10 protein-coding genes are annotated in these 11,139 nt (G+C 44.8%); all 10 read left to right on the plus strand.

The genetic code is table 11. The features are described from left to right. Positions 1 to 9 precede the first annotated feature (9 nt). The 10 genes from ACI3E5_RS10765 (at position 10) to lysS (ending at position 10,818) form a co-directional block, all read left to right on the plus strand. Positions 10 to 1,641 (plus strand): polysaccharide biosynthesis protein, encoded by a 1,632-nt coding sequence (locus ACI3E5_RS10765; RefSeq protein WP_060791886.1) that lies wholly within the window; start codon positions 10 to 12, stop codon positions 1,639 to 1,641. After that, entirely contained in the window at positions 1,628 to 1,894 is a 267-nt protein-coding gene (locus ACI3E5_RS10770; protein ID WP_005230745.1) for an RNA-binding S4 domain-containing protein, read from the plus strand. Before ACI3E5_RS10765 ends, ACI3E5_RS10770 begins: the two co-directional genes overlap by 14 nt. Positions 1,895 to 1,977: 83 nt before the next feature. Further along, positions 1,978 to 2,424, plus strand: a complete 447-nt coding sequence (locus ACI3E5_RS10775; protein WP_005230746.1) for an FtsB family cell division protein — start codon at positions 1,978 to 1,980, stop codon at positions 2,422 to 2,424. A 74-nt stretch (positions 2,425 to 2,498) separates the two neighbouring features. After that, positions 2,499 to 2,942 (plus strand): S1 domain-containing RNA-binding protein, encoded by a 444-nt coding sequence (locus ACI3E5_RS10780; RefSeq protein ID WP_010748998.1) that lies wholly within the window; start codon positions 2,499 to 2,501, stop codon positions 2,940 to 2,942. Between the two features lie 100 nt (positions 2,943 to 3,042). Then, entirely contained in the window at positions 3,043 to 4,443 is a 1,401-nt protein-coding gene (gene tilS / locus ACI3E5_RS10785) for a tRNA lysidine(34) synthetase TilS (protein ID WP_060791887.1), read from the plus strand. A 19-nt stretch (positions 4,444 to 4,462) separates the two neighbouring features. Beyond that, on the plus strand, positions 4,463 to 5,008 hold the full coding sequence (gene hpt / locus ACI3E5_RS10790; protein ID WP_005230750.1) for a hypoxanthine phosphoribosyltransferase: 546 nt from the start codon (positions 4,463 to 4,465) through the stop codon (positions 5,006 to 5,008). Positions 5,009 to 5,081: 73 nt separating this feature from the next. Next, positions 5,082 to 7,190, plus strand: coding sequence for an ATP-dependent zinc metalloprotease FtsH (gene ftsH / locus ACI3E5_RS10795; RefSeq protein WP_010749000.1), 2,109 nt, complete (start codon positions 5,082 to 5,084; stop codon positions 7,188 to 7,190). A gap of 142 nt (positions 7,191 to 7,332) precedes the next feature. Further along, complete coding sequence (gene hslO, locus ACI3E5_RS10800) at positions 7,333 to 8,214, plus strand: Hsp33 family molecular chaperone HslO (protein ID WP_060791888.1); 882 nt, start codon at positions 7,333 to 7,335, stop codon at positions 8,212 to 8,214. Beyond that, the gene (dusB, locus tag ACI3E5_RS10805) at positions 8,215 to 9,228 is read left to right on the plus strand and encodes a tRNA dihydrouridine synthase DusB (protein ID WP_060791889.1); all 1,014 of its coding nucleotides are present in this window, start codon (positions 8,215 to 8,217) and stop codon (positions 9,226 to 9,228) included. It abuts the gene before it with no gap. Between the two features lie 96 nt (positions 9,229 to 9,324). Continuing rightward, complete coding sequence (gene lysS / locus ACI3E5_RS10810; protein ID WP_060791890.1) at positions 9,325 to 10,818, plus strand: lysine--tRNA ligase; 1,494 nt, start codon at positions 9,325 to 9,327, stop codon at positions 10,816 to 10,818. Positions 10,819 to 11,139: the final 321 nt, after the last annotated feature.

The following is an 11,139-nucleotide window of genomic DNA, read 5'->3' on the forward strand; positions in this document are numbered from 1 at the left end:
ACCAGCGGGATGCCGAAATCACAATTGAAGCGTACGATGGAAGGGGCGTTTATTTTAACGATCGCTTCCTTTATCGCAAAAATCTTAAGTGCCGTTTATCGGGTCCCTTTTCAGAACCTGGTAGGGGACGAAGGGTTTTATGTGTATCAACAAGTCTATCCGATTTATGGATTGGCGATGACGTTAGCGTTGTCAGGGTTGCCACAGTTTATCTCCCGCATCGTCGCTGAAGAACCCGATCCTTTGAAAAGCAAGGAACGGCTGCAAGCGTTGACGCCTTTCGTGCTTTGGTCTGCGATTGGTTTATGGGCGGTGACCTTTTTATTTGCCGGTCCGATTGCGCAAGTGATGGGGGACCACCAACTGGCGGGCTTGATTCGAGTCGTTTCTTTTACCTTCTTATTTGTCCCGCCTTTGACCTTTTATCGAGGAATGTTTCAAGGAAATTTGCAAATGGTGCCGACAGCAGTTTCCCAAGTCGTAGAGCAGCTGCTTAGAGTTGGTGTGATTTTAGGTGCTGCGGCAGCTTTCCAGCAATTGGGCTGGACGATTTATCAAACGGGGACTGTCGCCATGATGGGTGCCTTAGTCGGGGGCCTTGCGGCGTGGTGGATCTTAAGTTATTATAGCCGACAAATCAACGGTAAACGCCTATCGCTATGGCATAAACCAGTCACCAGTACAGGAGAAAATCCCGCTGTTTTATCCGCCTCGTTGAAGAAACGGTTCTTCTTAGAAGGCGGTCTGTTGACGATTTATAGCGGCTATTTGATCTTGTTCCAGTTAGCGGATTCGTTTTTATTGACCAATGCGCTAGAAGCGGGGGGGATGACGGCACAAGCAGCCCGAATTTCAAAAGGGATCTATGATCGCGGACAACCCCTCGTCCAACTAGGTCTTGTGGTGGCGATGGCGTTAAGCTCGACGTTTTTGCCAACGTTGACCAAGTATTTGACGGTAAAAAATCAGCAGCTGTTTGAAAAGTCGGCAAAAATGTATTTGCGCCTGACGATCGGGATTGCTTCGGCTTCCGCCGTGGGCTTAGCGATTTTGCTGCCTTATATCAACTTTGCCTTATTCAAAGACGGTTCTGGCAATGCGGCGCTGGTATTGTTTGTCTTTTCCATCGCTCTGATGGCGACGATCCAAGCCTATCAAAGCATTCAACAAAGTCGCAATACCTACACCTTCGGCTTGCTCGCTGCGGGGATCGGTCTTTTGATCAAATGTCTATCGATGTGGCCGCTGACTGCTTCTTATGGGACTGCAGGAGCGAGTATCAGTACACTGTTGGGGTTAGGCGCGACCTTATGCTGTTTTGTGGTTTCCGAACAGCGTCGAGCACAAAGCAGCATCAATCACTTTTGGCATGAAGGAAATTATGGAAAAAAACTATTTATTTGTTTAGGGATCATGGCAAGCGTGCTATTCTTATATTATAGCTTCGTTGCGATCTTATTGAACGGTCATTTGACCCATCGACTACAGGCACTGCTTTTTTGCCTAGGCGGTGTCGGTCTGGGAGGCGCAGCCTTTATCGGGGCAGCGATCAAAATCAAATTGTTAACGATTCGCGAATGGCTGTTAGTTCCATTTGGAAAGAAACTATTAAGAAGAGGTGAAAAACATGAGATTAGATAAATTTCTTAAAATCTCCCGCATCATCAAGCGTCGCTCTGTGGCCAAAGAAGTGGCAGACAAGGGACGCATTCAGATCAACGGCAAATTAGCCAAGTCAAGCAGTGACGTCAAAGTAGGCGATACCATGCGCATTCAATTCGGGAATAAGGTCTTGGAAGTAAAAGTCAATGAATTGCATGAATCGACGAAAAAAGAAGACGCTGCAAAAATGTATGAGATCGTTTCAGAGGAAAGAATCTCAGAAAATGCTTGATTTTTACGGCATTTTCAGTTAGACAAGCTTTGCGGATGTTGGTATAATGTAAAAAACAAAGACAGCGACGGGAGCGAGTTCAGGTGGCAAAAGAATCAAATAAAAAAATAGAACTATTGCAGACCGATTATGCGAAAGAGCAATTTGCCAAGTTTGAAAAAGAGCGGCGGCAAGTGGTGTTTCGCCGACGTCGGCTGGTGGCGTTTTTCGTGGCGGCATTAGCGATATTTGCGATCGTAGGGATTCAAATGTTCAACGATCAAATGCGCCTGCAAAAGCTAAAGGAATATAAGGCGGAAACAGTCGCCGAACAAAAAGAGGCAGAACAAAAGGTGGCTTCACTGGAGCGAGACGTTGCCTTGCTGCAAGACGATGAGTATGTGGCAAAATTGGCCCGCAGCCGATTCTTCTACTCAAAAGATGGTGAAAAAATCTATCCAGTCTTGCCAGACGGGACGGATTCTCAAAACACCAATGAGCGTTCTTCGCAAAGCGGACAAGAATCATCATCCACAGAGTCACAAGATTAAGCAATGTCATACCTACTCAGCGCAGTAGTTTGAATTATTTTAAATGGGTAAAAATTAGGAGGAACATTTTTTATATGTCAATCGAAGTTGGAGCGAAACTAAAGGGCAAAGTGTCTGGTATTACAAATTTTGGTGCGTTCATTGATCTTGGTGAAGGGAAAACTGGTTTGGTGCATATCAGTGAAGTATCAAACGGATTCGTCAAAGACATTCACGACGTGTTGTCTGTTGGGGATGAAGTGACAGTACTTGTTACGGCAATCGGCAACGATGGAAAAATCGGCCTATCGATCCGCAAAGCAGAAGATAAACCGGAAGAAAAACGTGAATACCCGAAAAAAGAATTCAATCGACCAAATCCGAAAAAATCTTTTTCACGCAATCAAAATACGAATGTAAATAAACAAGACTTCGATTCATTGATGAGTTCTTTTCTAAAAGATAGTGATGATCGTCTTTCGTCATTACGTCGAAATACAGAAGGAAAACGCGGTGGCCGCGGCGGACGCCGTAACTAAACATGAATAGCAAGTTGGAAAAAGCTGGAACAAAACTGTTGGTTCGTTTTGTTTCAGCTTTCTTTCTTGTGGGATTACCATATGAGAAGGAGGGCAAATGATGGTCATTCAAACCGTTCGAGCGCAACTCAGTGCCATCGATCCTGAAAAAAAACGCCGCTTTTTGTTGGCGGTATCGACGGGCGTCGATTCGATGGTCTTGTTGCAGATCTTTTGTCAGTTGTTTCCTGAAATGCAAAAAGAGCCATGTTTTGGTGTGGCACATGTGAACCATCAATTGCGCCCAGCATCTGCCAAGGAAGCGGCTTTTTTACGGCAGTACTGCCAAGAACGCGGCATTCCTTTTTATGAACGGTGCTGGGAAAATCCGCCAGAAACCGGCGTAGAAGCTAGCGCTCGAAACTTTCGCTATACCTTTTTTGCCGATGTCATGTCTCAAGAAGGCTATGATGTTTTGCTAACTGCTCACCACAGTGATGACCAAGTAGAAACGATGTTGATGAAGATGATGCGAGAAGGTCGTTTGCGATCGGCTGGCGGGATGAAACAGCAGCAGCCTTTTCACACAGGGATCTTGTTGCGTCCACTGCTTACTGTCAGCAAGGCAGCGATTTACGACTATGCGCAAGCACAGCAGATTCCCTACTTTGAAGACGAAAGCAATCACGAACCGCTGTATTTGCGAAACCGACTACGCCAGCAAGTAGTGCCAGCCTTAAAAGCGGAAAATCCGCAGCTGCTGCCGCATTTTCAACAGCTTTCTGAAGAAGTACAGTTTGCCAATCAGTTGATCCAACAAGAGCAGCAGCAATGGTTGTCTGCGTTCGTTCAACAGCAAGCTGCTCGCTTAGTGATCGATCTGCAACAGCTGCCGACGTTTTCTCCAGCGCAGCGCTATTTTTTCTATGCGGGTTTTTTACAGCAAGCAGAAGCTTTTACGAAGCAGCCCCTCAATCAAAAACAGCTGCCGCAGTTATTGCGTCTACTGGATGAAAAGAAAGGGCAATGGCAATTGGCGTTGCACAAACAGTGGCAGCTGCGGCGCAGTTATGATCAATTGTTATTGGAACCTGTTACTGTTTCCCAAAGGCCTGCAGCGCCGTTGACAGAAGTTAGTCAGCGACTGGTTTTAGGGGAGGGGATCTATCTTTCTGAAAAGGAATGGATTGGGTATTTTCCGATAAATGAACAGCATATTCCCAAAAAAATCACAAATTGGTCAGAGTTTTCCCAAGATTTACCGCTAAACTATTCCTCTGAGCTGGTGGTGCGTAAGCGCCAGCCGGGAGACCGAATCCGCTTGGCGCGTGGTCTGACCAAAAAGATCAGTCGTTTTTTTATCGATTCAAAAATTCCTAATGAAGTGCGAGAAAAAAGTTGGGTCGTCACAAACCTTGAAAAAGAGGTGATTGCCTTACTACCTCATACATTTTCCTATTTGAGTATTGCGCCAGAAACTGATAAAATACACTACATACTTCTTTATAAATACCAGAAGTAAGAGTTGGAAGGAGAACTTTATGCTAGATAAAGATATTGAGAAAATTTTGATTTCCCGTGACGAAATCAAAAATCGTTGTGTGGAACTTGGTCAAGAATTAACGGCGGCTTATGCGGATAAAAATCCTCTAGTCGTAGGTGTGCTGAAAGGTGCCGTTCCTTTCATGGCAGACATCGTTCGTGAGATGGATTGTTACTTGGAGTTAGACTTCATGGATGTCTCAAGTTATGGCAATGCCATGATTTCATCTGGAGAAGTCAAGATCATCAAAGATTTAGATACAAATGTTGAGGGCCGCGATCTTTTGATCGTTGAAGACATCATTGACAGCGGTCGCACATTGGCTTATCTGGTGGATCTATTCAAATACCGTAAAGCGAAATCAGTGAAAATCGTAACGTTATTAGATAAGCCAGAAGGTCGTGTTGTTGAGATCGATGCAGATTATGTCGGCTTCGATGTGCCAAATGAGTTTGTTGTTGGATATGGACTGGACTATGCAGAGCAATATCGAAACTTACCTTACGTTGGCGTCTTAAAACCTAGTGTTTATCAGTCAAATTAGTGACTGTTCTAAATCAATTGTGATACAATTAAATGGTCAGGATTGATAAAACAAAATAGCCAGGGAGGTACGCATGAATAAGAAAAATAACGGTATGGTAAAAAATACCTTATATTATGTACTTGTCTTGTTGGCGATGGTCATGGTCGTATATTTCATTTTTGGAAATGGCAATCAGCAGACCCCAACGATCGAGTACTCCACGTTTACAGAGCAGCTGAAAGACGGGAAGATCAAACAGTTTACTGTTCAACCCGCTAACGGTGTGTATCGAATCGTGGGTGAATACAATGAAGAACAAACCGTCAGCAATGACAACAGCTTGTCTGTTTTAGGTAATACACAGGCGAGTTCGACCCGCTTTTCAACGATCATTTTACCGAATGATTCCACACTAAGCGAAGTCACCAGTTTGGCCTCGGCAGAAGGGGTCAAAACCACGATCGAAGAAGAATCCAACAGCGGCATTTGGTTATCGCTTTTGGTTAGCTTCTTACCACTTGTGATCATCATTTTCTTCTTCTACATGATGATGAGCCAACAAGGTGGCGGCGGTGGCGGTGGCGGCCGTGTGATGAACTTTGGCAAATCAAAAGCCAAAGAAGCAGATAAAAAAGCCAACCGCGTGCGTTTTTCAGACGTAGCCGGTGCAGAAGAAGAAAAACAAGAGCTTGTCGAAGTCGTGGAATTCTTGAAAGACCCTCGACGCTTCGTTGAATTAGGTGCTCGTATCCCAGCAGGTGTCTTACTTGAGGGGCCTCCAGGAACCGGGAAAACATTACTAGCCAAAGCCGTTGCTGGTGAAGCTGGCGTACCGTTTTACTCGATCTCTGGTTCAGATTTCGTTGAAATGTTTGTCGGTGTCGGTGCAAGCCGGGTGCGTGACTTATTTGAAACAGCGAAGAAAAATGCACCAGCCATCATCTTTATCGATGAAATCGATGCAGTCGGTCGCCAACGTGGTGCCGGTATGGGTGGCGGACATGATGAGCGGGAACAAACATTGAACCAGTTGTTGGTTGAAATGGATGGTTTTGATGGGAATGAAGGCGTGATCGTCATTGCCGCAACGAACCGTTCGGATGTTTTAGATCCAGCGTTGCTACGTCCAGGTCGTTTTGACCGTCAGATTTTGGTTGGTCGTCCAGACGTGAAAGGTCGTGAAGCGATCCTCCGTGTCCATGCCCGCAACAAACCTTTATCAGATGATGTTGATTTGAAAGTCGTTGCCCAACAAACACCAGGCTTTGCCGGTGCGGATCTGGAAAACGTCTTGAATGAAGCGGCATTAGTTGCTGCTCGTCGTAACAAGAAAAAAATCGATGCTTCAGATATCGATGAAGCAGAAGACCGCGTGATCGCTGGTCCAGCGAAGAAAGATCGGGTCATCAACAAACGCGAACGTGAAATGGTTGCTTACCATGAAGCAGGACATACCATTGTTGGGTTAGTCTTGAGTCGTGCCCGTGTGGTACACAAAGTAACGATCATTCCTCGGGGACGTGCGGGTGGTTACATGATCGCCTTACCGAAAGAAGATCAATTCTTGATGACCAAAGAAGATATGTTTGAACAAATCGTTGGGTTGCTTGGCGGACGTACGGCAGAAGAAATCATCTTCGGTGTACAATCAACAGGTGCTTCCAATGACTTTGAACAAGCAACTGCGCTTGCAAGAAGCATGGTGACAGAATATGGAATGAGCGACAAATTAGGTCCAGTTCAATATGAAGGAAACCATCAAGTCTTTGTCGGTCGTGATTATGGTCAAACAAAAGCGTACTCTGAACAAGTTGCCTTTGAAATCGATCAAGAAGTTCGCAAGATTTTAATGGATGCCCATCAAAAAGCCCATGAAATCATTGAAGAACACCGTGCGCAGCACAAATTGATCGCTGAAAAACTGCTTGAACATGAAACATTAGATGCAAAAGCAATCAAATCCTTGTTTGAAGAAGGCAAAATGCCTGAAGGAACCGAAAGCTCTGAGTATCCTAGTGAAAAAGCTCAAACGTTTGAAGAAGCGAAACGTGCGCTGGAAGAAAAAGATGCAGAGAAGCAAGCTGCAGAAAAACACAGCGAAGATGCACCATCAAACGATTTTGATCAACAATTGGAAGATGTTCGCCGCAATAGCGAAAGCCAACCGACTGATCAAGAAAACAAAGATGATAACGCCTAAAATAAGACGTATCAAGGCACCGAGGAAACTCGGTGCCTTTTTGTTTCTATTTAAGAAGACTTTCCTTAAATTCAAACACATTCAGTTGAAAAAAGCGGCGCTTCCTAGTATGATTCATTAATGAATAAAAAGGAGAATCAAGATGAAGGATTATTTAGTAAAAGCACTAGCATATGACGGCTTCGTCCGAGCATATGCAGTATCGGCAACAGAAACGATCGCCGAAGCACAACGACGCCATGAAACATGGAATACGGCATCCGCTGCTTTAGGGCGAGCGATGGTGGGAAGTTTGTTATTAGGCAGTACCTTAAAAGGGGAAGACAAATTGACCGTCAAAATTCAAGGAAATGGTCCTGCTGGGGCAATCGTCGTAGACAGCAATGGCCGTGGGGACGTAAAAGGATACATAAAAAATCCGCAGATCAGTCTGCCGTTGAACCCTCAAGGGAAATTGGACGTTCGGGGCGCAGTGGGTGACCAAGGGATCTTTACTGTGATCAAAGACTTAGGGCTAAAAGAACCCTTCTCTGGACAAACACCGATCGTCTCTGGGGAGCTTGGGGAAGACTTTACTTATTATTTAGCAGTGTCAGAACAGATTCCTTCTGCTGTTGGTCTGAGTGTATTAGTAGAAACCGATGATTCGATTCGGGCAGCCGGTGGGTTTATGCTGCAGATCATGCCTGGTGCCAGTGAAGAGATCATTGATGCCATCGAAAAACGTTTGGGAGAATTGCCTCGAGTATCAACCTTGATCGATGAAGGACAATCACCAGAAGAGATCTTAGAGACATTGTTGCCAGACACGACGATCGAAGTACTAGAAAAAATGCCAGTCCAGTTCCATTGTGATTGCACGAAAGAAAAATTTGCGACGGCGATCATTACCTTGGGGGCTGATGAGATCCAAGCGATGATCGATGAAGACCACGGGGCAGAGGCAGTCTGCTCGTTTTGTGGCAACAAGTATCATTTTGATGAAACGGAATTGGCGGCATTGAAGAAAGAGGCGGAAGCGTAAGTGAAAGATAGACAAACATGGCAGATCGGCTCGGTTGAGATTCCCAACCGCGTCGTCGTTGCGCCAATGGCAGGGATCACCAATTCTGCGTTTCGTGTGACAGTCAAAGAATTTGGCGCGGGTTTAGTCGTCTGTGAGATGATCAGTGATCGAGGGATTCAACTGCGGAACAAGAAGACCCTTGAGATGCTATTTATTGACGAGACCGAGCATCCTCTTAGTATTCAGATTTTTGGTGGGAATAAAGCATCCTTAGTAGAAGCAGCGCAATTTGTCGCAGAAAACACAACTGCCGATATCATTGATATCAACATGGGGTGTCCTGTAAACAAAATCATCAAAGCAGAAGCTGGTGCGAAGTGGCTTTTAGATCCCGACAAGGTTTATGAAATGGTCCATGCTGTTTCCAGTGCGATCGACAAGCCCGTTACCGTAAAAATGCGGATCGGCTGGGATGAGCAGCATATCTTTGCGGTTGAAAATGCCCAAGCCGCAGAAGCAGCGGGTGCCGCAGCGATCGGTATGCATGGCAGAACCCGTGTACAGATGTATGAAGGATCGGCTGATTGGGACGTGTTGAAACAAGTGAAGCAAAGTATCACGATTCCCTTTATGGGCAACGGCGATGTCAAAACCCCTGAAGATGCCAAGCGAATGTTGGAAGAAGTCGGTGCAGATGCAGTGATGATCGGACGGGCAGCGTTAGGCAATCCATGGATGATCCACCGCACCAAGCAATACTTGGAGACAGGCGAGTTATTGCCAGAACCAACACCGCGAGAAAAAATTTCGACAGCGAAACTTCATTTAGAACGTTTGGCTGATCTAAAAGGGGAAAAAATCGCTTCGCGAGAATTTCGTCAACATGCTGCGTACTACTTAAAAGGTATTTCGCGGGCAGCCAAAGTCAAAGCGGCAATTAACCAAGCGGAAGATAAGCAGACGATTTTTGATTTATTAGATGCATTTGTGGAAAAGACCGAAAAACAGCCGCTAGCAACTCTTAAGGAATAAGAAACAAATCAAGTCGATTCGAAAGTTCGGCTTGATTTTTTGCGTCATCATTGGCATTATAAGAAGGAAACCCAAGTTAAGAATGGAGGAAAACTCGTGACAGAGGAACGACAAACACAAGAAGAATTGAATGATCAAATGTTGGTTCGCCGTGAAAAGATGGAAAAACTACGGGAAGAAGGCATTGATCCTTTTGGCAAGCGATTCGAACGCACCCATAATTCTGCCGAGTTACATGAGTTATTTGATCAAAGAACCAAAGAAGAATTAGCCGAAATGAATCTTTCAGCAAGCATTGCAGGAAGAATCGTTACAAAACGTGGAAAAGGTAAGGCTGGTTTTGCGCATTTACAAGACCGCGAAGGCCGTATTCAAATATATGTACGTAAAGACCAAGTAGGGGATGAACCTTACGAAGTATTCAAACACGCAGACTTAGGTGATTTCTTCGGCGTATCTGGTGAAATCATGAAGACCGATACCGGTGAAGTGACCATCAAAGCCAAAGAAATCGTGATCTTATCAAAAGCATTGCGTCCATTGCCTGACAAATACCACGGCTTGACGAACGTAGAACAACGTTACCGTCAACGTTACTTGGATTTGATCAGTAATAAAGAAAGTTTTGATCGTTTCATGAAACGAAGCCAAATCATCAGCGAAATTCGTCGTTACCTTGACGGTCATGGGTATATCGAAGTCGAAACGCCAGTATTGCATAATCAAGCAGGTGGTGCAGCGGCTCGTCCCTTCATTACCCACCACAATGCCTTAGACATGGATCTGTATTTACGGATCGCTCTTGAGCTTCACTTAAAACGATTGATCGTGGGCGGCATGGAAAAAGTCTATGAGATCGGCCGCGTTTTCCGAAATGAAGGGATCGATACGACCCATAATCCTGAGTTTACGATGTTAGAAGCGTATACGGCATATACAGATTTCAAAGATGTGATGGATCTGACCGAAGGCATTATCCGTAATGCTGTTGAAAAAGTCTTGCACACAGCAACGATCCAATACGATGGACAAGAAGTAGATCTAGCTAGCGACTTTGCACGAATCCATATGGTCGATGCAATCAAAAATCAAACAGGTGTTGATTTCTGGCGACCAATGTCCGTTGAAGAAGCCCGCAGCTTAGCGAAAGAACATCATGTTGAAATCACTGATACCATGACTGTTGGCCATATCATCAATGAATTCTTTGAGACATTTGTTGAAGAAACGTTACAGCAGCCAACCTTTGTCTTCGGTCATCCAGTGGAAGTTTCGCCATTAGCGAAAAAGAATCCAGAAGATGAACGCTTTACCGACCGCTTTGAATTATTTATCGTTGGTCGTGAATTTGCGAATGCCTTCACGGAACTAAATGATCCAATCGATCAAAGAGAACGTTTTGAAGGGCAAGAAAAAGAGCGCGAAGCAGGAAATGATGAAGCCCATGGGGTGGATGAAGATTTCTTAGAAGCACTTGAATACGGTATGCCGCCAACTGGTGGATTAGGGATCGGGATCGATCGCTTAGTGATGCTATTGACCGATGCGCAATCGATTCGCGACGTTTTATTATTCCCAACAATGAGATAAAAAAACTCCGTCCACTCGCAAGAGATGGGCGGCTTTTTTTCTTGTCTGCTGGATCAGGGAGAAAAACAGCGAGGAATTAGAGGGAAAAACGCCACGATAGTTGCCAGAAAACGGATTAAATGCGAACGATAAAAGCTGGATCCAATGCGATTAGACGGGTTTGTAAAAATTGAAAAAAGCCATAGAAAATGATTGACCGTAAGGGATTTAGTTGGTATATTATTACATGTGCCAAATGACTAAATGAATTCCTAAAAAGAATTGAAAAAAGTAGTTGACGCACAGCTCGACAGATGATATTATAACGAAGTCGCAATTTTA

Source organism: Candidatus Enterococcus avicola (assembly GCF_047470845.1).
GTDB classification, from domain to species: domain Bacteria; phylum Bacillota; class Bacilli; order Lactobacillales; family Enterococcaceae; genus Enterococcus_D; species Enterococcus_D casseliflavus.

What these genes read in the sequence shown, in the direction of transcription:
- ACI3E5_RS10765 (WP_060791886.1), top strand. Translation starts at nt 10, where the DNA reads ATGCCGAAATCACAATTGAAGCGTACGATGGAAGGGGCGTTTATTTTA.
- ACI3E5_RS10770 (WP_005230745.1), top strand. Translation starts at nt 1,628, where the DNA reads ATGAGATTAGATAAATTTCTTAAAATCTCCCGCATCATCAAGCGTCGC.
- ACI3E5_RS10780 (WP_010748998.1), top strand. Translation starts at nt 2,499, where the DNA reads ATGTCAATCGAAGTTGGAGCGAAACTAAAGGGCAAAGTGTCTGGTATT.
- tilS (WP_060791887.1), top strand. Translation starts at nt 3,043, where the DNA reads ATGGTCATTCAAACCGTTCGAGCGCAACTCAGTGCCATCGATCCTGAA.
- hpt (WP_005230750.1), top strand. Translation starts at nt 4,463, where the DNA reads ATGCTAGATAAAGATATTGAGAAAATTTTGATTTCCCGTGACGAAATC.
- ftsH (WP_010749000.1), top strand. Translation starts at nt 5,082, where the DNA reads ATGAATAAGAAAAATAACGGTATGGTAAAAAATACCTTATATTATGTA.
- hslO (WP_060791888.1), top strand. Translation starts at nt 7,333, where the DNA reads ATGAAGGATTATTTAGTAAAAGCACTAGCATATGACGGCTTCGTCCGA.